The 23,894-nt window shown below is 67.1% G+C and carries 20 protein-coding genes and 4 pseudogenes; 18 read left to right on the forward strand and 6 right to left on the reverse strand.

Annotation, left to right across the window (positions count from 1 at the left end):
- Positions 1 to 26: 26 nt before the first annotated feature.
- Positions 27 to 1,295, forward strand: a complete 1,269-nt coding sequence (locus ACGI6K_RS12115; protein ID WP_394542913.1) for an OprD family porin — start codon at positions 27 to 29, stop codon at positions 1,293 to 1,295.
- 60 nt (positions 1,296 to 1,355) lie between these two features.
- Here the strand turns inward: ACGI6K_RS12115 and ACGI6K_RS12120 are convergent, their stop codons facing one another.
- The 3 genes from ACGI6K_RS12120 to ACGI6K_RS12130 form a co-directional block, all read right to left on the reverse strand.
- Positions 1,356 to 2,027 (reverse strand): hypothetical protein, encoded by a 672-nt coding sequence (locus tag ACGI6K_RS12120; protein ID WP_376946025.1) that lies wholly within the window; start codon positions 2,025 to 2,027, stop codon positions 1,356 to 1,358.
- 115 nt (positions 2,028 to 2,142) lie between these two features.
- Complete coding sequence (locus tag ACGI6K_RS12125; protein ID WP_376946023.1) at positions 2,143 to 2,346, reverse strand: hypothetical protein; 204 nt, start codon at positions 2,344 to 2,346, stop codon at positions 2,143 to 2,145.
- Positions 2,347 to 2,385: 39 nt separating this feature from the next.
- Positions 2,386 to 2,538, reverse strand: a complete 153-nt coding sequence (locus ACGI6K_RS12130; protein ID WP_376946021.1) for a hypothetical protein — start codon at positions 2,536 to 2,538, stop codon at positions 2,386 to 2,388.
- Positions 2,539 to 2,880: 342 nt separating this feature from the next.
- On the opposite strand from ACGI6K_RS12130, the gene ACGI6K_RS12135 reads away from it, so the two are divergent.
- The 4 genes from ACGI6K_RS12135 (at position 2,881) to ACGI6K_RS12150 (ending at position 7,072) form a co-directional block, all read left to right on the forward strand.
- Entirely contained in the window at positions 2,881 to 4,242 is a 1,362-nt protein-coding gene (locus tag ACGI6K_RS12135; protein WP_376946019.1) for an LLM class flavin-dependent oxidoreductase, read from the forward strand.
- Between the two features lie 62 nt (positions 4,243 to 4,304).
- Positions 4,305 to 5,258, forward strand: a complete 954-nt coding sequence (locus tag ACGI6K_RS12140; RefSeq protein WP_376946017.1) for a TauD/TfdA dioxygenase family protein — start codon at positions 4,305 to 4,307, stop codon at positions 5,256 to 5,258.
- A gap of 64 nt (positions 5,259 to 5,322) precedes the next feature.
- On the forward strand, positions 5,323 to 5,943 hold the full coding sequence (locus ACGI6K_RS12145) for a glutathione S-transferase N-terminal domain-containing protein (protein WP_376946015.1): 621 nt from the start codon (positions 5,323 to 5,325) through the stop codon (positions 5,941 to 5,943).
- A gap of 88 nt (positions 5,944 to 6,031) precedes the next feature.
- Positions 6,032 to 7,072 carry an NADP(H)-dependent aldo-keto reductase gene (locus ACGI6K_RS12150; protein ID WP_376946013.1) on the forward strand — a complete coding sequence of 347 codons (1,041 nt, stop codon included), beginning with the start codon at positions 6,032 to 6,034 and terminating at the stop codon, positions 7,070 to 7,072.
- Positions 7,073 to 7,165: 93 nt separating this feature from the next.
- Here ACGI6K_RS12150 and ACGI6K_RS12155 read toward each other — a convergent pair whose 3' ends face one another.
- Both ACGI6K_RS12155 and ACGI6K_RS12160 read right to left on the reverse strand, forming a co-directional pair.
- The gene (locus tag ACGI6K_RS12155) at positions 7,166 to 7,606 is read right to left on the reverse strand and encodes a GNAT family N-acetyltransferase (RefSeq protein ID WP_376946011.1); all 441 of its coding nucleotides are present in this window, start codon (positions 7,604 to 7,606) and stop codon (positions 7,166 to 7,168) included.
- 16 nt (positions 7,607 to 7,622) lie between these two features.
- The gene (locus ACGI6K_RS12160; protein ID WP_376946029.1) at positions 7,623 to 8,654 is read right to left on the reverse strand and encodes a sigma-54 interaction domain-containing protein; all 1,032 of its coding nucleotides are present in this window, start codon (positions 8,652 to 8,654) and stop codon (positions 7,623 to 7,625) included.
- Positions 8,655 to 9,069: 415 nt separating this feature from the next.
- Between ACGI6K_RS12160 and ACGI6K_RS12165 the strand changes: the two genes are divergently transcribed.
- The 9 genes and pseudogenes from ACGI6K_RS12165 to guaD all read left to right on the forward strand — a co-directional run bounded on the left by ACGI6K_RS12165 (position 9,070) and on the right by guaD (position 18,991).
- Positions 9,070 to 9,984 (forward strand): TauD/TfdA dioxygenase family protein, encoded by a 915-nt coding sequence (locus ACGI6K_RS12165; RefSeq protein WP_376946009.1) that lies wholly within the window; start codon positions 9,070 to 9,072, stop codon positions 9,982 to 9,984.
- Positions 9,985 to 11,096: 1,112 nt separating this feature from the next.
- Positions 11,097 to 12,044: an adenosine deaminase gene (locus ACGI6K_RS12170; protein WP_376947034.1), complete on the forward strand. Its 948-nt coding sequence runs from the start codon at positions 11,097 to 11,099 to the stop codon at positions 12,042 to 12,044.
- A 134-nt stretch (positions 12,045 to 12,178) separates the two neighbouring features.
- Complete coding sequence (gene xdhA, locus ACGI6K_RS12175) at positions 12,179 to 13,627, forward strand: xanthine dehydrogenase small subunit (protein ID WP_376947036.1); 1,449 nt, start codon at positions 12,179 to 12,181, stop codon at positions 13,625 to 13,627.
- Complete coding sequence (gene xdhB, locus ACGI6K_RS12180; RefSeq protein WP_376947038.1) at positions 13,620 to 16,013, forward strand: xanthine dehydrogenase molybdopterin binding subunit; 2,394 nt, start codon at positions 13,620 to 13,622, stop codon at positions 16,011 to 16,013. Before xdhA ends, xdhB begins: the two co-directional genes overlap by 8 nt.
- Positions 16,014 to 16,109: 96 nt before the next feature.
- Complete coding sequence (gene xdhC, locus ACGI6K_RS12185) at positions 16,110 to 16,952, forward strand: xanthine dehydrogenase accessory protein XdhC (protein ID WP_376947040.1); 843 nt, start codon at positions 16,110 to 16,112, stop codon at positions 16,950 to 16,952.
- 67 nt (positions 16,953 to 17,019) lie between these two features.
- Positions 17,020 to 17,154 (forward strand): annotated as a pseudogene (locus ACGI6K_RS12190) (xanthine dehydrogenase accessory protein XdhC); the annotation flags it as partial.
- Positions 17,155 to 17,221: 67 nt separating this feature from the next.
- Positions 17,222 to 17,356, forward strand: a pseudogene (locus tag ACGI6K_RS12195) (xanthine dehydrogenase accessory protein XdhC); the annotation flags it as partial.
- Positions 17,357 to 17,424: 68 nt separating this feature from the next.
- Positions 17,425 to 17,559: pseudogene (locus ACGI6K_RS12200) on the forward strand (xanthine dehydrogenase accessory protein XdhC); the annotation flags it as partial.
- A 133-nt stretch (positions 17,560 to 17,692) separates the two neighbouring features.
- The gene (gene guaD, locus ACGI6K_RS12205; RefSeq protein ID WP_376947044.1) at positions 17,693 to 18,991 is read left to right on the forward strand and encodes a guanine deaminase; all 1,299 of its coding nucleotides are present in this window, start codon (positions 17,693 to 17,695) and stop codon (positions 18,989 to 18,991) included.
- A 39-nt stretch (positions 18,992 to 19,030) separates the two neighbouring features.
- Here guaD and ACGI6K_RS12210 read toward each other — a convergent pair.
- Positions 19,031 to 20,565: pseudogene (locus ACGI6K_RS12210) on the reverse strand (AMP-binding protein).
- Positions 20,566 to 20,656: 91 nt separating this feature from the next.
- Here ACGI6K_RS12210 and ACGI6K_RS12215 point away from each other — a divergent pair.
- The 4 genes from ACGI6K_RS12215 to ACGI6K_RS12230 all read left to right on the forward strand — a co-directional run bounded on the left by ACGI6K_RS12215 (position 20,657) and on the right by ACGI6K_RS12230 (position 23,884).
- Entirely contained in the window at positions 20,657 to 21,766 is a 1,110-nt protein-coding gene (locus tag ACGI6K_RS12215) for an LLM class flavin-dependent oxidoreductase (protein WP_376947046.1), read from the forward strand.
- Between the two features lie 131 nt (positions 21,767 to 21,897).
- Positions 21,898 to 22,737, forward strand: coding sequence for an energy transducer TonB (locus ACGI6K_RS12220; RefSeq protein ID WP_394542916.1), 840 nt, complete (start codon positions 21,898 to 21,900; stop codon positions 22,735 to 22,737).
- Between the two features lie 33 nt (positions 22,738 to 22,770).
- Entirely contained in the window at positions 22,771 to 23,481 is a 711-nt protein-coding gene (locus ACGI6K_RS12225; RefSeq protein WP_394542917.1) for a MotA/TolQ/ExbB proton channel family protein, read from the forward strand.
- Position 23,482: 1 nt separating this feature from the next.
- Positions 23,483 to 23,884: an ExbD/TolR family protein gene (locus tag ACGI6K_RS12230; protein WP_377968643.1), complete on the forward strand. Its 402-nt coding sequence runs from the start codon at positions 23,483 to 23,485 to the stop codon at positions 23,882 to 23,884.
- The last annotated feature ends 10 nt before the right edge of the window (positions 23,885 to 23,894 follow it).

A 23,894-nucleotide genomic window follows, 5' to 3' on the forward strand; every position in this document is an offset into this window, starting at 1 on the left:
TCCGTTCGATCACCAGGCGAACAATAATGAAAAATGCTTCCAAACTCTCTCTGCAGGCGCGCCCCCATACTCTCGTCCTGCCCCTGATTCTGGCCGGAGTCCTGCCAACCGCCCAAGCCGAATTCATCGAGGATGCCAAGGGCACCCTGACCTTGCGCAACTTCTACATCCACCGCAACTTCGTCGACGACCGTGCCACCCGCAGCAAGGCCGAGGAATGGACCCAGAGCTTCATCCTCGACCTGCAGTCCGGCTACACCGAAGGCCCGGTCGGCTTCGGCATCGACATCCTCGGCCTCTGGTCGGTCAAGCTCGACGGTGGCAAGGGCACCAGCGGCACCCAGCTTTTGCCCGTCGGCAAGGACGGCAAGCCGGCCGACAACTTCGGCCGCCTGGCGGTGGCCGGCAAGCTGCGCTTCTCGAAGACCGAGGCGAAAATCGGCGAGTGGTCGCCGGCGCTGCCGATTTTGCGCTCCGACGACGGCCGTTCGCTGCCGCAGACCTTCCAGGGCGGCATGCTCACCTCCAAGGAGGTTCGCAACCTGACCCTCTACGGCGGGCGCTTTCGCGGCAACAGTCCGCGCGACGACAGCAGCCTCAATGACATGAACTGGGTCGGCAACACCAACGTCACCTCCGACCGTTTCAGCTTCGCCGGCGCCGAGTACGCCTTCAACGAAAACCGCACCCAAATCGGCGCTTGGTTCGGCCAACTGGAAGACATCTACAAGCAGCGCTATTTCCAGGTAGTGCACAGCCAGCCGCTAGGCAAGGACTGGACCCTGGGCGCCAACCTCGGCTACTTCAACGGCGAGGAGGACGGCAGCGCCCAGGCCGGCGACCTGGACAACAGCCTGCTGACCGGGATGTTCTCGCTCAAGCATAACGCGCATATCTTCTACCTGGGCCTGCAGCGGGTCGGCGGCGACGACCGCTGGCTGCGGGTCAACGGTACCAGTGGCGGCACGGCGGCCAACGACAGCTACAACGGCAGCTTCGACAACCCCCGCGAGCGCTCCTGGCAAGTGCGCTACGACTATGACTTCGCGCCCGTGGGGATGCCCGGCCTGACCCTGATGACCCGCTACATCAAGGGCCACAACGTGCATGTGGGCGGTATCGACGACGGCGAGGAGTGGAACCGCGAGACGCAGTTGAGCTACGTGGTGCAGAACGGTCCGGCGAAGAACCTGACTCTGCGCTGGCGGAACTCGACGGTACGCCGCGACTGGGGCGCCAACAACAAGTTCGACGACAACCGGCTGATCGTCCAGTACCCGCTCTCGCTGTTCTGACAGCGCTTGTGCAGGGCCTGTCGCTCTCCGCGCCCCGATGTCCGCACACGCAGTGTTCATTCAGCGCCACGACAAGCCTTTTTCCAGAAACCGGCCAGAGTCGACTTCCCTCCGCCAGCCGGCGGCATGCACGGCGAAGTCGATCTGGGAAGTCAGGGAGCGGCCACGATCCTTCAGGTATCCGACCATGGACAGGATCAGGAAAAGGTTATGGCCTATATCGCGCGAAGAGCTGTCTTCCCCCGTCCGTCCGAACCTGAACCCATTTGCCATGGATTCGATGTGCCGTTTCTCGAGGTCGGCCACATCGGGCGGAAAGCTGAACAGCGAGCCGCTCCTGGCGAGAGCAAGTAGTCCATCGCTCGCATAATCGTATGTGGCCACCAAGATGGAGCCTTCCCCGTCGGGAAGGGTTATCGTCCATGAGCAGCTTTTCACCCGCGATTCGACCGCCGCCTTCAGATAATTTTGTCGCCTGAAACGCTCCTGCTCGTCCGCGATGATCCGCATCACCTCCGTCGGACTTGCCGGCGCCTCCGCCACGAAACGCTCCTTCACCGGCCGGATGAGTTCGACGAAACCGGCAGCCGTGATATAGCCGTGCCGGTTCCCGGCGATCTTCCGCTCCAGATGCGCCGAAGCGATGGAAACGCCGGCACCGACGTAAAAAGTCGCGCGATCGGCGGCCAGTATCGCGCAATCCTCCATGCTGACTGCCGCAATGAATGTCATATCGCTCTCCCGTCCCATGGGCATACGACAGGCCCTGGCGCATCACCCCTGTCATCCATTCACGATAGGCGCACTTCACGCCCTCCATGAGCGGATGCTCCGGCAACGATGCGAGCTAGAGGCTGGACAGGCCGAGCACCAGTCCCGAGGCGAACAGCAGCCAGAGGACCAAGTAGCGGAACTGCCAGTCGCTCACCCGTCGCTGCAGGCGCACGCCCAGCCAGAAGCCGAGCAGGTTGGCGGGCAGGCAGAGCGCGGCCAGCGTACTTGCGAAGCGGCAGTCCGAGCGGATGCAAATAGTCGAACGGACGAAAGGCAAGCGCCGGGAGCCGTTCGCGGCGGGCGCTCAGGGCGGCGATCAGCGGACGAGGAGACGATTTCCGGCGTCGTAGGGAGTCCACAGTTTCTGCAGGCCGAGCTGCTCGATGGCGGTGTCGACATACTTCGGCTCGATCGAGCGGGCCACGTCGAGGTCGCCGCGGATCAGGCCCAGCTCCTTGGACTTCTGCACCGTGGCGCGGTAGCGGTCGACGAAGAACGCGTCTTCCCGCCCGGCGAGGCCTGCGGGCCGGACGCCGCGGCCGGACCGGCCGGGTCCCTGCCCTGCCCGAGCCCGGCAACTGTTGCGAATGGCGCAGTTGCCGCGGCCAAGTGTTGAAAATCCCTCAACGCCTTTTCGCCGCCTGCGCCGGGCGGGCCGCCGGAAACCCCGGCGTTCTCCCGCAGCCTAGAGCCGGCGCGGCCTGTGGCGGCAAAGCAGAACGCTGGCATGCATTCTGCCTCGGCAGTCTAAGCCGCTCTTCCGGCACTGCCCGGAAGCCCTCTTCACGACCCCCTGCCAAGGAACTGTGTCATGAGTAAACGCCAGCTTGCGCTGAACGCCTTCATCCTGCCGACCGGCCACCACATCGCCGCCTGGCGCCGCGCGGACGTGCCGGAGCACGCCAACCACGATTTCGGCGAATACGTCCAGGTGGCGCGCCTGGCCGAGGCCGCCAAGTTCGACGCGGTATTCGTCTCCGACTCGGTGGCGGTGAGCGCGGGCAACGGCGGCAGCGGCCTGGAGGAACTGGCGCTGACCGCCCGCGGCACTCGGCTGGAACCTTTCACCCTGCTCTCGGGGCTGGCCGCGGTGACCGAACGCATCGGCCTGATCGCCACCGTCAGCACCACCTACAACGAGCCCTATCACCTGGCCCGCAAGTTCGCCTCGCTGGACTGGATCTCCAAAGGACGCGCCGGCTGGAACCTGGTGACCTCTTCGGCGCCGGCCGAGGCACAGAACTTCGAGCAGAGCGAGCTGCCCGAACACGGCGAGCGCTACCGGCGTGCCGAGGAATTCCTCGAGGTGGTGCAGGGCCTGTGGGATAGCTGGGAAGACGACGCCTTCGTCCGCGACAAGGCCAGCGGCCAGTTCTTCGATCCGACCAGACTGCACGTGCTGGACCACCAGGGCGAGCACTACCGAGTGCGCGGTCCGCTGAACGTGGCGCGCCCGCCGCAGGGCTATCCGGTGCTGGTGCAGGCCGGCTCCTCCGAGCCGGGCAAGGAACTCGCCGTGCGCAGCGCCGAGGCGATCTTCACCGCGCACCAGAGCCTGGAAAGCGCCCAGGCCTTCTATACCGATGTGAAAGGCCGTCTCGCCAAGTACGGCCGCGCGCCCGAGGAGCTGAAAATCCTCCCGGGCATTTTCCCGGTGGTCGGCCGCAGCGAGGCCGAAGCCCAGAGCAAGTACCGTGAACTGCAGGAATTGATCGACCCGCGGGTCGGCGTCAACCTGCTCAGCGCCCTGATCGGCAGCGATCTGTCCGGCTTCGATGTCGACGGCCCGCTGCCCGAGCTGGCAGCCACCAACCAGAACAAGAGCCGCCAGGCCCTGCTGCTCGAACTGGCGCACCGCGAGAACCTGACCATCCGCGAACTCTACCTGCGTATCGCCGGCGCCCGTGGCCATTGGACGGTGGTCGGCACCCCGATACAGATCGCCGACCAGATCCAGACCTGGTTCGAGCAGGGCGCGGCCGACGGCTTCAACGTGCTGGCACCCTGGCTGCCCGGCGGCCTGGAGGAGTTCATCGACCTGGTGGTACCGGAACTGCGCCGCCGCGGCCTGTTCCGCGAGGAGTACAGCGGCGCCACCCTGCGCGAGCACCTGGGCCTGACCCGTCCGCAGAACCGTCATACCGCCGAGCGCGACCGGCGCGCAGCGAGCTGATCCCCCCTCCTGGCTGGCCGCCACGGCCCGCCCCAGCGTTCCATCCGCACAAGGAGTTGCCCATGCCGTCTTCCGCTCGCCTGCAGCAGGCCGTGCCCCAAGCCGAGGCGCTCGTCATCACCCCGTTGTCCCTGCACATCGGCGCCCAGGTCGACGGCGTCGACCTGTCGCGCCAGTTGCCCTCCGCCCAGCGCGAGGCCATCCGCGCCGCCCTGCTGCGCTGGAAGGTGCTGTTCTTCCACGACCAGCACCTAGACCACGCCCAGCAGGTGGCGTTCGGTCGGCAATTCGGCGAATTGACCGTCGGCCACCCGGTGTTCGGCCATGTCGAGGGTCACCCGGAGATCTATTCGGTCGGCCGCGACCGCTTCAGGACGCGCTTCACCGACGAGCGCCTGGTGCGCCCCTGGAGCGGCTGGCACACCGACGTGAGCGCGGCGCTCAATCCGCCGGCGGCGGCGATCCTACGCGGTGTGGATATTCCGCCCTATGGCGGCGACACCCAGTGGACCGACCTGGTGGCCGCCTACGATGGCCTGTCGCCGACTCTGCGAACCTTCGTCGACGGCCTGCGCGGCGAGCACCGCTTCACCCCGCCGGAAGGCGCCGAGGCACGGCCGGGCTTCAGCGAGCCGCTAGCAGTCAGGCCGCTGGTCAGCGAGCATCCGCTGGTGCGCGTGCACCCGGAAACCGGCGAGAAGGCTCTGTTCGTCAGCCCGACCTTCCTCAAGCACATCGTCGGCCTCAGCCCGCGCGAGAGCGAACAATTGCTGGAACTACTCTTCGAACACGCGATTCGCCCCGAATACACGGTGCGCTTCAAGTGGCGACCCGGCTCGCTGGCCTTCTGGGACAACCGGGTCACCGCCCACCAGCCGCCATCCGACATCCACGCCACCAACCTGCCCCGCCAGCTCTACCGCATCACCCTGGTCGGCGACATTCCCGTCGGCCCGGACGGCCGTCCCTCCCGCGCCATCGCCGGCGAGCCGGTGCTGGCCCATCCAGTGGCCTGATCCCCTTCCATTCACCCATCGGGGGCGGGCAACGCCAGTCGCCCTCGGTCCATGAGGTTATCGCATGACTATCCTGTACATCGCTTCCGGCGCCTGCTCCCTGGCCGCCCACAGCCTGGTCCACGAACTCGGCCTGCCGATCCAGATCGAGTCGGTGGCCCTGCGCACCCCCGACTCGCCGATCCACGCCATCAACCCGCTGGGCCGGGTGCCGGCGCTGCAACTGGACGACGGCAGCGTGCTCACCGAGAACAGTGCGCTGCTGCCGTACCTGGCCGATCTCAGGCCGGAAGCCGGGCTGTTCGCCCCGGCCGGAAGCGTGGAGCGCGCACGAATCCAGAGCTGGATCGGCTACCTGACCTCGGAAGTGCATGTCGGCGGCTTCCGTGCACTGAACCGCCCAGAGCGCTACTCGGCCGACGAAGGCGCGCATCCGGGCATCCGCGCCCAGGCCGGCGAGCAACTGCACCAGGCGCTGGCGCACATCGAACACCATCTGAACGAACGGAAGTGGCTGGTGGGCGAGCGCTACACTATTGCCGATGCCTATCTCGGGGTGTTCGCCGGCTGGCTGCCGCGCCTCGGCGAGCGTTTCGCCGACCTCGCTCGGATCGCCTGCATCGGCGCGGCCTTCCGCGCCCGCCCGGCGGTCCGCAAGGCATTGGCCACCGAAGGTCTGCTGTAACTCTCCGTGCCTCCGGCCCGCCCTATCCGCGACGGGCCGTCACATGAGGTACTCTGCCCCTCCATCCACCTCAGCAAAGGAATCCGCGATGATTTACCGCCCACTCGGCAGGACCGATCTCCAGGTCAGCGCGTTGGCGCTCGGCAGCATGACCTGGGGCGAACAGAACAGCGAAGCCGAAGGCTTCGAGCAGATCCGCCGCGCCCAGGCGGCCGGGATCAATTTCATCGATACCGCCGAGATGTACCCAGTGCCGCCGAAGGCGGAAACCGCCGGCGCCACCGAGACCATCATCGGCAACTACTTCAAGCGCCACGGCGGACGCGGCGACTGGGTCCTCGCCACCAAGGCGGCGCCGTCCGGCAACGGCATTACCCATATCCGCGACGGCCGCAACCACTTCGACCGGGCCAACCTGACCGCTGCCGTGGACGCCAGCCTCGCGCGCCTGCAGACCGACTATATCGACCTCTATCAATTGCACTGGCCGGATCGGCAGACCAACTTCTTCGGCCAGCTCGGCTACCGGCACGACCCGGACGCCCACATCACGCCGATCGAGGAGACGCTGGAAGTCCTCGACGACCTGGTGAAGAGCGGCAAGATCCGCCATATCGGCCTGTCCAACGAAACGCCTTGGGGCGTACACCGCTTCCTACACCTGGCCGAGACCCGCGGCTGGCCGCGGGTGGTGTCGATCCAGAACCCGTACAACCTGCTCAACCGCAGCTTCGAGGTGGGCCTGGCGGAAATCGCCATCCGCGAACGGGTCGGCCTGCTCGCCTACTCACCGCTGGCCTTCGGCCTGCTCTCCGGCAAGTACGAGAACGGCGCGCAACCGCCCAAGGCGCGGTTGACCCTGTTCGAGCGCTTCCAGCGCTACAACAGCCCGCAGGCGCGCCGCGCCGCCAGCGCCTACGTCGCCCTGGCCCGCGAGCACGGCATCGATCCGGCGCAACTGGCGCTGGCCTACGTCACCAGCCGGCCGTTCCTCACCAGCAACATCATCGGCGCCACCACGTTGGAACAACTGGACAGCGACATCGCCAGCCAGAGACTGAAGCTCAGCGACGAACTGCTCGCCGGCATCGAGCGCATCCACACCGAGCAACCCAACCCGGCACCCTGAGAACCGCCGCTTTCGCGGGATGGACAACGCCGCGGGCTTGCCCATCGGGTGGATGGCTCCGGCCATCCACCGCTATACCCGCTCCTGCGGATCTCAGGCGCCGTTACGCGGATAAATATCCGGGCGATTGATTTTTATGAAATTCTGCGGCTTGGCCAGCGGCCCGAATCCACAGGGCGCGTACACCCCGCGCGCATCGGCGGTGGCCAGCAATATGCGGCGCAACCTGCGGATATCGGGATGAGCGAGCACCGTATCGATCAGTAACCGGGCGTATCCCCTGCCCCTGTACGGCTCCTCGATGAAGACATCCGCCAGGTAGGCGAAAGTCGCGTAGTCCGTCACGAAGCGGCCGAAGCCGATCTGCTTTCCCTCATGCAGAAGCCCGAAAGCGAAAGAATTGGCGAAGGCTTTTTCGACTATCCGCAGCGGGATGTTCTCCGACCAGTAGGTGGTTTTCAGCAGTTCGTGGATTCTCTCCAGATCGAGCTCATCCTTGTCGGTCGTCACCCTCAATTCCGGCGAGGCATTCATATTCTTCATCCCTTCTTCAAACCCGCGGCGCGCGCGTCTCGGGCAGCAGGTCGTAGCGTTTCAGCAAAGTGCGCAGGGCATGGCGGCTGATGCCGAGGCGGTCAGCGCTGTGCACCTGGTTGTAGCGGTGACGGCGCAGGGTGGTTTCCAGCAGCAACGACTCCCAGCGCGCCAACAGACCGTCGTCACCGCGGTCGAGCAACTCGCCGAGCTGCTTCTGGATACCCTGCCAGAGCGGATCGACCGAGGGCTCGGCGGATACCGGCCGGGCGCTCACCGGCGGCGCACTGCGCGGGCGCAGTTGCAGGTGGCGGGCCTCGATCGGCCGGCCTCCGGCCATCAGCGCGGCGGACAGCAACACGTTCTCCAGTTCGCGGATGTTGCCCGGCCAACTGTGGCCGAACAGGCGCTCGACGGCGTCCGGCGCCAGCACCGGTTCCGCGCGGGCGTGCTCGCGGGCGAACTGGCCGAGGAAATGGCGGGCCAGCGGCAGGATGTCGCCGGGCCGGTCGCGCAGCGGTGGGATGGCCAGGGTGACGATGTTCAGGCGGTAGAACAGATCCTCGCGAAAACGCCCGGCGGCGATCGCCGACTGCAGGTCGACGTGGGTCGCGGTGACCAGCCGTACGTCGATGGGGATCGGCTTGCGCCCGCCGACCCGCACCACCTCGCGCTCCTGCAGCACGCGCAGCAGCTTGACCTGCAAGGCCAGCGGCAGGTCGCCGATCTCGTCGAGGAATAGGGTGCCGCCGTTGGCCGCCTCGAACCAGCCCTCGCGGCGACCGGCGGCGCCGGTAAAGGCACCGGCCTCGTGGCCGAAGAACTCGCTCTCGGCCAGAGTCTCGCTGATCGCCGCGCCGTTCACCGCGACGAACGGCCCCTTGCGTCCGCTGCGCTGGTGCAGGTGGCGGGCCAGCAATTCCTTGCCGGTGCCGGTCTCGCCCTGGATCAGCACCGGAACCGGGCTGTCGGCGACCAGTTCGGCCTGGGCCAGCAACTGTTTCGAACGCGCGTCGGCAAACAGCAGGGCCTTGGCGCGGATCTCCATGCGACTGTTTTCGTGGGGAGCCAGGGTCAGGACAGGTGCGTTCATGGACGGCCTCGCGGACATATATCGATGCGGCAGGACTCTAGCGGCCATGGCTTATATTTAAAAATAATCAAATTAGATTTATATATTCCATTTATCATATAAAACCGCCTGTCGAATCGCTCGCACAGGCTGCCGGATAATCGCCAGCCAACTGCGCAAGCTGCGCGAAATCCAACAGTCCTGCGGCCATGAAGCAGCCAAAATCCGCGAAAAACGGGGTACTCGCGCTCTGGCACGCTTTCTGCCTTAGCCTTGGGTGAAAGGCGTGGCCCGGCCCCGCCGAACGACCCGCCGCCGACCGACAGCGCCGCGCGGCCCCGACCATTCGCCTGCAGCAAGGAACCGCAGCGGCACCACAGGAGAAACCCCCATGTCCCTGGATATCCGTCCCGTCACTGGCCGCATCGGCGCCATCGTCAGCGGAGTGCGCCTGACCGATCTGGACGAGGAGCAATTCGACGAGCTGCAGCAGGCCGTGCTCAAGTACAAGGCACTGTTCCTGCGCGACCAGCATCTGACCGACGCCGAGCAGGAAGCCTTCGGCCGCCGCTTCGGCGATCTGGTGGTACATCCGACCACCCCCACGGAACAGAACACCGCCGGCATCCTCGAAGTGGACTCCGAGCGCTCGCGAGCCAACTCCTGGCACACCGACATCAGCTTCGTCGTTGACTACCCGAAGATCACCATCCTGCGCGGCGAGCTGATCCCCGAAGCGGGCGGCGACACCGTGTTCGCCAACACCGTCACGGCCTACCAGGAACTGCCCGAGCCGCTGCAGCGGCTGGCCGACAGCCTGTGGGTGCGCCACACCAACGACTACGACTACGCTGCGCCCAAGCAGGTCGAAGTGCTGGTCAACAAGCGCTTTCGCGAGCAGTTCACTTCCACCATCTACGAGAGCGAGCACCCACTGGTCCGCGTGCACCCGGAAACCGGCGAGAAGGCACTGCTGCTCGGCCACTTCGCGGAGAGAATCGTCGGCCTCAACTCGCGTGACTCGCGGGCGCTGCTGGACCTGTTCCAGTCGCACATCGTCAAGTTGGAGAACATCGTGCGCTGGCGCTGGAGCGAAGGCGACGTGGCGCTGTGGGACAACCGCGCCACTCAGCACATCGCCATCGACGACTACGGCAACGCCCGGCGCATCGTGCGCCGCACCACGGTGCTCGGCGAAATCCCGGTATCGGTCGGCGGCGAGAGCAGCCGGGCGATCAAGCCCAGCCCGGAAAGCCGCATCCCGCGCAGCGAGGAGGATAAGGTAGCGCTGAAGAAGGCCGGCTGAGACCTACTCAGACTCAGATCGCTCGACAGCAGGAGGAGGAACGGAGAGACCGGTTTGACATCGCTTTGGTGGGAGAGGATTCGTCGCGGTGCTTGCGAGGTTACCGTCGGTCGCGAACGGGTCCGCTCCCACTTTTGTCGCATCTGCAAAAACATCTTCCGCGATCGCGTCGCGCGCCAGGGCAATCGCATGAAATGCCTGCCCGATACTGGGCTGGAAAGGTTGTGTGCCTGGTCGTTCCGGCGTGGTCTTCAGATCCAGTGCATTGGCTGCTTGCCGAGTGGTCGGAAACTCCCCGTTTCGGCCCCCCGGCCGAGTCACTTTCTCTTTGCGCGCGCAAAGAGAAAGTAACCAAAGAGAAAGCGCGCCCGGTCATTCGGCCCCGGCTACGCCGGGGTTCCCTCGCTCCGGCGCCGCTCCGAGGGTCGTCGCACAAGGGGCATCCATGCCCCTCGTACGACTCTCGCCGCCTCCCCGCGGCTCGCTCCTCTACGCGACGCTTGCGCTCGGCCTCCTGAACGGGAGTCGGGCTCCGGGTTGCCTGAAAGCGCTTTCGCTCTTCCTGTGGCACGGCCTGTCAGGCAACGCCGGATGCCCCCTTCAGGAGGCCGAGCGGAATCGTCGTGGAAGGGGTCGAGCGGCAAGGATGCCGCGAGAGCCGCGATGGGCCATGGATGGCCCTTCGCGGCGAGCCCCTGGAGCGGCGATGCAGGGAGGGAACCCGGAGCGAAGCGTAGGGCCGGATGAGGGGGTGGCCTTCTTTTGGGTTACTTTTTCTTGGCCAGGCAAGAAAAAGTGACTCGGCCGGGGGGCCGAAACAGGGACTGTCCGGCCCCTCGGCAAGCAGCCATGCCAAGGCTCACACAACCTTTCCAGTCCGGTATCGAGCGAGCGCTTCATGCGATTGCCCTGCATCGCGCCATTGCCATCCACATCCCTTTCCGCCACCGCTCCGAGCGACAGTCCCCAGATCGCCCTCGTCGAAGCGTTGCGCCCATGCCAACCGTCCTCGCGGCAGTGGCAGGGCGCCGCAACAAGAGGCAAGCTAGTCATATGCGTGAGGCCGATCCAAGTGCCCCGCCCTGCCTGCTCCGACGACAAGAGGCCATCCCATGTACGCCTGGTTCAACGCCCTCCCCAAAGCCGAACTGCACCTGCATCTGGAAGGCTCGCTGGAGCCGGAGCTGCTGTTCGCCCTTGCCGAACGCAACAAGGTCGCCCTGCCCTGGCCCGACGTGGAAAGCCTGCGCAAGGCCTACGCCTTCAACAACCTGCAGGAATTCCTCGACCTCTACTACCAGGGCGCCAACGTGCTGCGCACCGAGCAGGATTTCTACGACCTGACCTGGGCCTACCTGTGCAAATGCAAGGAACAGAACGTCGTCCACACCGAGCCCTTCTTCGACCCGCAAACCCACACCGACCGCGGCATCCCCTTCGAGACGGTGCTGAGCGGCATCGGCCAGGCGCTGGAAGACGGGCGCAAACGGCTCGGCATCGGCAGCGGGCTGATCCTGAGCTTTTTGCGCCACCTCTCCGAGGAGGAGGCGCACAGAACCCTCGACCAGGCCCTGCCGTTCCGCCACGCCTTCATCGCCGTGGGCCTGGATAGCTCGGAAAAGGGCCATCCGCCGCGCAAGTTCCGCCAGGTGTTCGAGCGCGCCCGCGCCGAGGGCTTCGCCGCCGTCGCCCACGCCGGCGAGGAAGGCCCGCCGGAATACATCTGGGAAGCCCTCGACCTGCTCAAGGTCAGGCGCATCGACCACGGCGTGCGCGCCGCCGAGGACCCGCGGCTACTGGAACGGCTGATCGACGAGCAAATCCCGCTGACCGTCTGTCCGCTGTCCAACGTCAAGCTGCGCGTGTTCAAGGACATGAGCGAACACAACATCCTCAAGTTGCTGGAAATGGGCGTGAAGGTGACGGTGAACTCCGACGATCCGGCCTACTTCGGCGGCTACGTAACGGAGAATTTCGTGGCCCTGCAGGAAAGCCTCGGCATGACCTGCGAACAGGCCGAGCGCCTGGCGCAGAACAGCCTGGACGCCCGTCTGGCCTGAAGGCCCCGGCCCATAATTCCTGTAGGGTGGAAAACTCGTGTCGCGATTTTCCACCGTGACCGCGCCGCTGGTGGGAAAGGCCTACGGCCGTTTCCCACCCTACATGCGCTACCGCCGAATCTTCGGAGAACGTCGTGATTCAGTTTCTTCTCAACCGCGAACTGCGCAGCGAGAGCGCCCTCGACCCGAACCTCACGGTGTTGCGCTACCTGCGCGAACATCTGCGGCGCACCGGCACCAAGGAAGGCTGCAACTCCGGCGACTGCGGTGCCTGCACCGTGGTGGTCGGCGAACTGGTCGCGGAAGACGGCCGGGAACGCCTGCGCTACCGCAGCCTCAACGCCTGCCTGACCTTCGTCGCCGCCCTGCACGGCAAGCAGTTGCTGGTGGTCGAAGACCTCGAGCAGCGAGGACGGCTGCACGCCGTGCAGCAAGCGGTGGTCGACCGGCATGCCTCGCAGTGCGGCTTCTGCACGCCTGGCGTGGTCATGTCGCTGTTCGCCCTGCAAAAGAACGCCGACGGCCCCAACCGCGAACGGGCCTGCGAAGCCCTGGCCGGCAACCTCTGCCGCTGCACTGGCTACCGGCCGATCCTCGCCGCCGCCGAACAGGCCTGCGGCGCGCCGGAGCCGGACCAGTTCGACGCCGCCGAGGCCGAGACCGTCGCCGCGCTCAAGGCCATCGTTCGGGGCGGCACCGAACTGGCCGGGAACGACCGGCGCTGCCTGCTGCCGGCCAGCGTCGACGAACTGGCCACGCTCTATACGGCCTATCCCGAGGCGCGGCTATTGGCCGGCGGCACCGATCTCGCCCTGGAGGTGACCCAGCAGCACCGCGCCCTGCCGCTGACCATCCACCTCGGCGGCATCGAGGAGCTGAAGCGGCTGACACCGGGCAGCGAGGCCATCGAGATCGGCGCCGCCACGCCGCTCGCCGACTGCCAGGCGGCGCTGGCCGCCGAATACCCGGATTTCGGCGCCCTGCTCAAGCGCTTCGCCTCCCTGCAGATCCGCAACCAAGGCACCCTAGGCGGCAACATCGGCAACGCCTCGCCGATCGGCGACACGCCGCCGCTGCTGATCGCCCTCGGCGCCCGCCTGCTGCTGCGCAAGGGCGAAACCAGCCGCACGCTCGCGCTGGAAGACTTCTTCCTCGACTACAAAGTCACCGCCCTGGAGTCGGGTGAATTCATCGAGAAGATTCTCGTGCCGCGCGCCCGCCTAGGCCAGGCGTTTCGCGCCTACAAGCTGTCCAAGCGCCTGGACGACGATATCTCGGCGGTCTGCGCCGCCTTCAATCTGCTGATCGAGGACGGCCGGGTGCGCGAAGCGCGCATCGCCTTCGGCGGCATGGCGGCGATCCCCAGGCGCGCCACGGCCTGCGAGCGGGCGCTGCTCGGCCAGCCGTTCGAGGCCGCCGTCATCGAGCGCGCCTGCACGGCGCTGGCCGGCGATTTCGACCCGCTCGGCGATTTCCGCGCCAGTCGCGAATACCGCCTGCTCGCCGCGCAGAACCTGCTGCGCAAAGCCTTTCTCGAACTGCACGCGCCAGCGCTGCCGACCCGGGTGACCGACCATGTCTGAACTCATCTCCCACAGCCAGGAAGAACTCGCCGCGCTGTTTCGCGCGGAACTGCTCACCGGCGTCGGCCGCAGCGTCCGGCACGAGAGCGCGGCCAAGCATGCGAGCGGCGAGGCGCTCTACATCGACGACCGCCTGGAATTCCCCAACCAGTTGCACGTCTATGCACGCCTCTCCGAACGCGCCCACGCGCGCATCGTCCGCATCGACAGCGCACCCTGCTACGCCGTCCCCGGCGTGGCCATCGTCATCACCAGCGCCGACGTGCCCGGTAAGCTGGACATCGGCCCGGTGTTCCCCGGCGACCCGCTGCTCGCCGACGGCAACGTGCAATACCTCGGCCAGCCGGTGCTGGCGGTGGCCGCCGACAGCCTGGACAACGCCCGCCGCGCGGCGCTGGCGGCGATCGTCGAATACGAGGACCTGGAGCCGGTGCTGACGGTGGACGAAGCCCTGCGCCGCCGGCAGTTCGTCCTCGACAGCCACAGTCAACGGCGCGGCGACGCCGCCGCGGCGCTGGCCGAGGCGCCTCATCGCCTCGCCGGCAATCTGCGGATCGGCGGCCAAGAACACTTCTACCTGGAAACGCAGATCGCCTCGGTGCTGCCCACCGAGGACGGCGGCATGCTGGTCCACAGCTCGACCCAGCACCCCAGCGAGGTGCAGAAACTGGTCGCCGCGGTGCTCGGCGTGCCGCTGAACAAGGTGGAAGTGGACATGCGCCGTATGGGCGGCGGCTTCGGCGGCAAGGAAACCCAGGCCGCTGCGCCGGCCTGCCTGTGCGCGGTGATCGCCCGCCTGACCGGACGGCCGACCAAGATGCGCCTGCCGCGCAACGAGGACATGCGCATCACCGGCAAGCGCCACCCCTTCCAGGTGGAGTACGAGGTCGGCTTCGACGACGACGGCCGCCTGCACGGCGTGCACATCCAGTTGGCGGCCAACTGCGGTTATTCGCCGGATCTTTCCGGGGCCATCGTCGACCGCGCGATGTTCCATGCCGACAACGCCTACTACCTGGGCGACGCCTTGGTGGAAGGCCACCGCTGCAAGACCAACCTCGCCTCCAACACCGCCTTTCGCGGCTTCGGCGGCCCGCAGGGGATGCTCGCCATCGAGGAGATCATGGACGCCATCGCCCGCCACCTTGGCAAGGACCCGCTCGCGGTGCGCAAGCTCAACTACTACGGCAAGACCGAACGCAACCTCACCCACTACCACCAGACGGTGGAACACAACCTGCTCGAGGAGATGACCGCCGAGCTGGAGGCAAGCTGCGAATACGCCGCGCGCCGCGAGGAAATCCGCACTTTCAACGCCCGGAGCCCGGTGCTGAAGAAGGGTCTGGCGCTGACCCCGGTGAAGTTCGGCATCAGCTTCACGTCGAGCTTTCTCAACCAGGCGGGCGCGCTGGTGCACGTCTACACCGACGGCAGCATCCACCTCAACCACGGCGGCACCGAGATGGGCCAGGGCCTCAACACCAAGGTCGCCCAGGTGGTCGCCGAGGTGTTCCAGGTGGACGTCTCGCGCATCCAGATCAGCCCGGCGAACACCGGCAAGGTGCCCAACACCTCGCCTACCGCCGCCTCCAGCGGCGCCGACCTGAACGGCAAGGCGGCCAAGGAGGCCGCGCAGACCATCAGGCAGCGCCTGGTCGAATTCGCCGCCCGGCACTGGCAGGTCAGCGCGGAGGACGTGCAGTTCAAGAACGGCCAGGTGCGCATCCGCGACCGCTACCTGAGCTTCGAGGAACTGGTCCGGGCCGCCTACGTCGGCCAGGTGTCGCTCTCCAGCACCGGCTTCTACCGCACGCCGAAGATCTACTACGACCGCACCCAGGCGCGTGGCCGGCCGTTCTACTACTACGCCTTCGGCATGGCCTGCGCGCAAGTGCTGGTCGACACCCTGACCGGCGAGTACCGGCTGCTGCGCGCCGACATCCTCCACGACGTCGGCGCCTCGCTAAACCCGGCCATCGACATCGGCCAGGTCGAAGGCGGCTTCGTCCAGGGCATGGGCTGGCTGACCTGCGAGGAACTGGTGTGGGACGACAAGGGCCGGCTACTCACCGCCGGGCCGGCCAGCTACAAGATCCCCACCGTCGCCGATGTGCCGGCCGACCTGCGGGTGAAATTGCTGGAAAACCGCCGCAACCCGGAGGACACGGTGTTTCACTCCAAGGCCGTCGGCGAGCCGCCGTTCATGCTCGGCATCTCGGTGTGGTGCGCGATCAAGGACGCTGTGGCCAGCCTCGCCGACTACCGCCTGCAACCGGCCATCGACGCCCCGGCGACGCCGGAGCGGGTACTCTGGGGCGTGGAGCAGATGAAAAGGCTGCAGCAGCCCCAAGGTGCGGTGCACGAGTACGCGGGCGAATCGACGTAGGATGGACAACGCTTTGCTTGTCCACCCCGAGCCCGTGAAGAAGATGGATATGCTGGAAAACGCTGCGCGGTTTTCCACCCTACCAAGGACCGAACCATGAGCAACATGAGCTGGATCGACGCCCTCGCCGACCTCAAGCAACGCGGCGAGCCCTGCGTGCTGGTGAGCGTAGTCGAGGAGCAGGGCTCCACGCCGCGCGACGCCGGGGCGAAGATGGTGGTCGAGCGCGAACGGCTGCACGACAGCATCGGCGGCGGCCACTTGGAATTCGAGGCCATGCGGATCGCCCGCGAAATGCTGGAAAGCCGCAGCCGGGCCGCGCGCCTGGAGCGCTTCGCCCTGGGCGCCAGCCTCGGCCAATGCTGCGGCGGCGCCACCGTGCTGCTGTTCGAACCGCTGGGTCAGCCGCAGGCGCGCATCGCCCTGTTCGGCGCCGGCCACGTCGGTCGCGCCCTGGCGCCGCTGCTCGCCGGCCTGCCGTGCCGGCTGCGCTGGATCGACTCGCGCGCGCAGGAATTCCCCGACCCGCTGCCGGCCGGAGTAGAACAGGTGATCGACGACGAACCGCTCGATGAAGTCGAGCGGATGCCCGCCGGCAGCTACTTCATCGTCATGACCCACGACCACCAGCTCGACCTGCGGCTCGCCGAGGCCATTCTCGCCCGCAACGACTTCACCTACTTCGGGCTGATCGGCTCGAAGAGCAAGCGCGCCCGCTTCGAACACCGCCTGCGCGAACGCGGCCTGGCCGCCGAAACGCTGCAGCGTATGCGCTGCCCGATGGGCCTGCCCGAGGTGAAGGGCAAGCTGCCGCTGGAGATCGCCATCTCCATCGCCGGCGAGGTGATCGCCACTTACAACGCCCGTTTCGGCGAAAAAGCCCAAGGCGGCGAGAGCATCGCCAAACTGCTGCCGGCTTCACGGCGCGGTCCGGCCTGAAGTAGGTAGGGTGGATGGCCGAAGCCATCCACCATGGTGGACAAGCCTGCGGCGTTGTCCACCCTATAAACTGCCGCTAAAGATCGCCATCTCCATCGCCGGCGAGGTGATCGCCACTTACAACGCCCGTTTCGGCGAAAAAGCCCAGGGCGGCGAGAGCGTCGCCAGACTGCTGCCGGCTTCACGGCGCGGTCCGGCCTGAAGTAGGTAGGGTGGATGGCCGAAGCCATCCACCATGGTGGACAAGCCTGCGGCGTTGTCCACCCTATAAACTGCCGCTAAAGATCGCCATCTCCATCGCCGGCGAGGTGATCGCCACCTACAACGCCCGTTTCGGCGAAAAAGCCCAAGGCGGCGAGAGCGTCGCCAAACTGCTGCCGGCTTCACGGCGCGGTCCGGCCTGAAAGTAGGTAGGGTGGATAGCCGAAGCCATCCACCACGGTGGACAAGCCTACGGCGTTGTCCACCCTACAAACTGCCGCTAAAGATCGCCATCTCCATCGCCGGCGAAGCGATCGCCACCTACAACGCCCGTTTCGGCGAAAAAGCCCAAGGCGGCGAGAGCGTCGCCAGACTGCTGCCGGCTTCACGGCGCGGTCCGGCCTGAAGTAGGTAGGGTGGATGGCCGAAGCCATCCACCATGGTGGACAAGCCTGCGGCGTTGTCCACCCTACAAACTGATCGCCAACCAGTTGGCTCCTACCTTGTCGGGACCGACTCAACACATGGAGGACCGTCCGATGCAAGCCTACCGCGCCGCCCTGCTCCACTGTCTCGCCGATCCCCGCGAGGTCGGCATCGAGCGCTCGTACCAGTATTTCGAGGACGGCCTGCTGCTGGTCGAGAACGGCAGGATCGCCCGGATCGGCGCCGCCGCCGAGCTGCTGCCGGGCCTGCCGGCCGGGATCGGGGTGGTCGAGTACCACGACGCGCTGATCGTCCCCGGCTTCGTCGACACTCACATCCATTACCCGCAACTGGACGTGATCGCCTCCTACGGCAGCCAGTTGCTGGAGTGGCTGGAGACCTACACCTTCCCCGCCGAGGCGCGCTTCGCCGACCCGGCGCACGCCCGCGCCCAGGCGCGGCTGTTTCTCGCCGAGCTGTTGCGCAACGGCACCACCACGGCGCTGGTGTTCGCCACCGTGCATCCGCAGTCGGTGGACGCCTTCTTCGAGGAGGCGCAGCGGCTCGGCCTGCGGATGATCGCCGGCAAGGTGCTGATGGACCGCAACGCCCCGGACGAACTGCGCGACAGCGCCGCCTCCGGCTACGTCGAGAGCTGCGCGCTGATCGAGCGCTGGCATGGCAAGGGTCGCCTGCACTACGCCGTCACCCCGCGCTTCGCGCCGACCAGCACGCCCGGACAGCTCGATCTAGCCGGCCGGCTGCTGCGCGAATACCCCGGCCTCTACCTGCACACCCACTTGTCCGAGAACCGCGCGGAAATCGACTGGGTGAAGGAACTGTTCCCCGAGCGCAGGCACTACCTGGACGTCTACGACCACCACCGTCTGCTCGGCGAGCGCTCGGTGTTCGCCCACGGCGTCCACCTCTGCGACGACGAGTGCCGGCGGCTCGGCGAGAGCGGCTCGGCGGTGGCCTTCTGCCCGACCTCCAACCTGTTCCTCGGCAGCGGCCTGTTCGACCTGGCTCGACTGGAAGGCCACGGCGTGCGCGTCGGCCTGGGCACCGACGTCGGCGGCGGTACCAGCTTCTCCCAGTTGCAGAGCCTCAACGAGGCCTACAAGGTGCTGCAGTTGCAGGGGCAAAAACTCGACCCGTTCAAGGCGCTGTACCTGGCCACCCTCGGCGGCGCCAGGGCGCTCTACCTGGACGAGCGCATCGGCAACCTGCAACCGGGCAAGGACGCCGACTTCGTGGTGCTCGACTGCAAGGCCACGCCGCTGCTCGCCCGCCGTCTGGAACAGGCGCGCAGCCTCGCGGAAAGGCTGTTCGCGCTGATGATCCTCGGCGACGACCGCGCGGTGCGGGAAACCTTCGCCGCCGGGCGCCCGGTGCACCGTCGCGACGCATGAAGCCACGGGTCCGCGCGGCCGCGACGACGCGCGCCTGTCCTACAGGCAGCGGCGCAGTTCGGTCTTGAGGATCTTGCCGTAGCCGTTTTTCGGCAACTTTCGGACGAACAGGTAGCGCCTGGACTTCTTGAACGATGCCAGGCGCGCGACGAACCAGGCGTCGAGCGCCTGCGCGTCCGCCCGTTCGCCGGGGCGGAGGACGACGAAGGCCGCCACGCTTTCGCCCCACTCCGGGTCCGGCTCGCCGACCACCGAGACTTCGGCGATCGCCGGGTGCAGCGCCAGCACCTCTTCCACTTCGCGGGGATAGATATTGCTGCCCCCGGAGACGATCACGTCCTTGCCGCGGTCGGTGAGGGTCAGCAGGCCGTCGCGATCCGGGTAACCGATATCGCCGGTACGCAGCCAGCCGTCCACCAGGGTTGCCGCGCTCGCCGCCGCGTCGCGCCAGTAGCCGTACATCACGCAGGGACCGCGCGCCACGACCTCTCCCGGCCGGCCCGCCGGTAGCGGATCGCCCGCGGCATCCAGCACGCCGACCTCGACGCACAACTGCGGGTAACCGACCGAGGCGGCCAGTCCGCGCGCGCCCGGTCGGCGATCAGTTCGCGCGACAGCACGGTGATCGTCATCGAACTTTTGCCCTGGCCGTAGATCTGGATCAGCCGCGGGCCGAAGGTCGCCAGCGCCTCCCGCAGATCGACCAGGTACAGCGGCGCGACACCGGTAGACGATGGACTTGATGCCGTTGCCGGCGTAGCCCTGGCGGCGCGCCTCCCCGACCATCCGCTTGAGCATGGTCGGCACCGCGAACAGGCTCAGGCGCCCCAGCATCCCGGCCAGCCCGAACAGCTCGGCGGCATCGAAGCCCCGCGAAGCGGGCACCACATGGCGGGCGCCGCAGCGGACAGGGATGAAGTTGTACAGCCCCGCGCCATGCGACATGGGCGCGGCGTAGAGGTAGGCATCGTCCGCCTCGACCGGATCGACGTCGACCGGACAGCAGAGGGACATCGCCAGCAGGTTGCCGTGGGACAGCATCACGCCCTTGGCGCGGCCGGTGGTGCCGGAGGTGTAGAACAACCAGGCGAGATCGTCCGTGCCGCACAGGACGAGGCTCGCCAGGTCGGGAGCGGTCCGCTTCGGCCGCTCGCTGCCGAGGCCGGCCAGCTCCCGGCAGTGCGCGGACAGCCCGTCGCGAACAGAGCGCCGTCGTCGGTGAAGATCAGCCGGGCCTGCGCGTCGCCGGCGATCCAGGCGGCCTCGTCGCCATGCAGCTTGTGGTTGATCGGCACCGCCACCGCACCGGCCCACCAGATGGCGTAGAGCAGCTCCAGGTACTCGCAGGCGTTGTGCATGAACAGTGCGACCCGATCCCCAAGGGCGATGCCGTGCCCGTCGCGCAGCCCGCTCGCCCGCGCCGTGGTGGCGGCGGCGAAGGCGCGGTAATCCGCGACCGTGCGCTCACCCTCGTACAGGGCTGGCCGCGCCGGCCAGCGACGCGCGGCGGCGTCCCTCGTTTCAGTTATATAAAACAAAATTATTATATATATATTTCTATAATGTTTTTGCATATTCAGGCGGCTTTTCCTAGCATCACGACAGCAGCGCAAATCCGTCTTGCCGTATACCGGCAAGCACCTTTCAGAATGGAGAACATGCGAAATGAGTCTGGAGTTCATTGGTTTCATCGGCCCACAGGAAGCGAGCGAATCCCTGGCCGCGCGCGGACCGCAGGTCGACCGGGAATTTATCAAGGCCTTCGCCCAGGCCCAGGAATACGGTGGTTTCGACAAGGCCCTGCTGGCAGTGAACACCAGCGTGCCGGATTCCCTGGTGCTGGCCAGTTACGCCGCCGCCCATACCGAACGGCTGGGCCTGCTGGTCGCCCACCGCCCCGGCTTCCAGGCTCCCACCTTCGCGGCCCGCCAGTTCGCCACCCTGGATCAGTTGAGCAACGGGCGCGCCGCGATCAACGTGATCACCGGCGGCGACAGCGGCGATCTGCAGCGGGACGGCGAACTACTCACCGACAAAGACGAGCGCTATCGGCGCACCGACGAATACCTCGACGTGTTCAAGAAAACCTGGACGAGCACCGAGCCTTTCGACCACCAAGGAAAGTACTACCAGATCACCGACAACCTGACCCAGGTGAAGCCCGTGCAGAAGCCGCACCTGCCGATCTTCTTCTCCGGCGCCTCCGACGCCGCCGTGGAGGTCGCGGCCAAGCACGCGGACGTCTACATGATGTGGGGCGAACCGGTGGAGAACATCCACGAGCGCATCGCCCAGGTACGCAAGGCGGCGGCCAAGTACGGCCGGGACAAGCACATCCGCTTCAGCCTGTCGCTGCGCCCGATCCTCGGCGCGACCGAGGAGGAAGCCTGGGCGCGCTCCCGGCGCATCCTGGAAAGCGCCACCCGGCTGGTGAACCAGCAGGGCGGCTGGCGCCGCTTCAAGGAAGGCGCCAAGAGCAACGTGGGCGCCGAGCGCCTGGTGGACTTCTCGCGCCAGCGGCCCGTGCACGACAAGCGCCTGTGGACGGAGATCGCCGCGCTGACCGGTGCCGCGGGCAACTCGACCTCCCTGGTCGGAACGCCCGACCAGGTCGCCGAGTCCGCGCTGGACTACTACAACGTCGGCGTGACCACCTTCCTGTTCCGCGGCTTCGACCCGTTGCGCGATGCCGTCGAATACGGGCAGGAGCTGCTGCCGCGCATCCGCAAGCTGGTGAACGAGCAGTCCGCCGCGCCGAAAAGCCTGGCCGGCTGAAGCGAGCGACGCTCCAGGCGTACCGCAAGCACGTGGCTTCGCCGAGCCATCGGCGCTTGCGAATCCGCAGCGATCGCTTTCGGTTTCTTCCAGTCATCCCCGGATAGACGTTTCGTTCAGGAGTTTTGCCGATGGGCAGCGTCCTTACAGCCAATGGTCCCGCTGCCGGGCCATGGCCTGAAGCGGGTATTTCTGGCGAGGTTCCCGAGTTTGCCGTGCCGATCCGCCGCTCTCTGGGCGCCGTGCGCTTCGTGGTGCCGGATACGCGCCCGCTGCGCCGCCGGGAAGCGCTCCTGCTCGGTGCCCTGGCGCTGGCGCTACACGCCGGCGCCCTGCACTGGTTCGGCCGCCACAGCGCGCCGCCCCTGCCGGAGGTCCCCGTGCAAATCCCCCCCATGACCATCGAGTTCAGCAGCTCGGCGCCGCCCACCGAGCCGCTCGAACCAGCGCCGCCGCCACCGGCGGTCGCCGCAGCGGAGCCGCCTCCCCCTGCGCCGGTGGTCGAGGAACTGGCCCCTAGGAAGGCGCCGCCCAAACCGCCCAAACCCCAGCCGCCCAGGCAGAAAGCCGAAGCCAAGCCGGCCAGGACACCTCCGGCCAAAGCCGAGGCGCCATCCGCTCCGCCGGCACCCCCGGCTCCCCCGGCACCAGCCGCCCCGGCATCGGCGCCCGCGCCCGCCCAGGCCCCGCTCACGCCGCCCTCGGCCGGCGCCGGCTATCTGAAGAACCCGGCACCCGAATACCCGGCCCTGGCCCTGCGCCGCAATTGGGAAGGCAGCGTCCTGCTGCGCGTGCACGTGCTGGCCAGCGGCAAGCCGAGCGAGATCCGCGTCCAGCAGTCCAGCGGCCGCGACCTGCTCGACGAAGCCGCGGTCGCCGCGGTCCGTCGCTGGAGCTTCGTGCCCGCCAAGCGCGGCGACCAGGCCCAGGACGGCTGGGTGACCGTGCCCATCGATTTCAAACTGAACTAACCCATCCGCACCCTTCTTCAGGAGGAACCCACCATGGATCTGCTCGGCAACCCCTTCGCCTCGGTCGAACATGTCGTCATCTGGGTCTTGATCGGCTTTTCCGTCCTCACCTGGGGCCTGGCCCTGATCAAGGCCGTCCAGTTCGCCCGCCTCAGATACCGCGACCGCCGGCTGCTGAAACACTTCTGGCAAGCGCCCAGCCTGGACAGCGCCGCTGAACTGGTCCAGCGCCAGGCCGGCGCCGTGGCCCATGTCGCCCAGGCCGGCTTCGCCGCCATCCGGGAGGAGCCAGGCCAGCACGACCTGGCCCATTCGATCAACCACCAGGACCGCCTCGAACGGGCCTTGCGCCAGCAGATCCAGCGCGAACGCCGCTCCCTGGAGTCCGGCCTGGCGGTGGTCGCCTCGATCGGCTCCACCTCCCCCTTCATCGGCCTGTTCGGCACCGTCTGGGGCATCATGGAAGCGCTCAAGGGCATCAGCGCCGCCGGCTCGGCCAGCCTGGAAACCGTCGCCGGCCCGATCGGCGCCGCCCTGGTCGCCACCGGCGTGGGGATCGCCGTCGCGGTGCCCGCCGTGCTGGTCTACAACTACTTTTTGCGCCGCCTGAAGCTGACCGCCGCGGACCTCGACGACTTCGCCCACGACTTCTACAGCCTGGCGCAGAAGAGCGCCTTCAAGCTGATCCCGTATCCGCGCGCCGGCCGGAACCAGGGTGTCCAGCACATCAAGGAGGCGATCTGAGATGGCCTTCTCGACCCAGGAAAGCGACGAAGTCCTCAGCGAGATGAACGTCACGCCGCTGGTCGACGTGATGCTGGTGCTGCTGGTGGTGTTCATCGTCACCGCGCCGATGCTGACCAACAGCATTCCCATCAACCTGCCCAAGACCGAGGCGGTCGCCCCGCCGGACACCAAGGACCCGCTGGTGGTGAGCATCGACGGCAGCGGCAAGCTGTTCATCGGCAAGGACGAGATCCAGCCCGACCTGCTGGAAAGCAACCTGCAGGCGGCCAAGGCCGCGGATGCCGAGCTGCGCGTGCAGTTGCAGGCCGACGACCAGGTGGACTATGGCGTGGTGGCCAGGGCCATGGCCGCCATCGAGCGGGCGGGGATCACCAAGCTCGCGGTGATCACCGCGCGCTGATCGCACGTCG

Origin of the sequence: Azorhizophilus paspali (assembly GCF_043587585.2) — a bacterium.
Taxonomy (GTDB): domain Bacteria; phylum Pseudomonadota; class Gammaproteobacteria; order Pseudomonadales; family Pseudomonadaceae; genus Azotobacter; species Azotobacter paspali.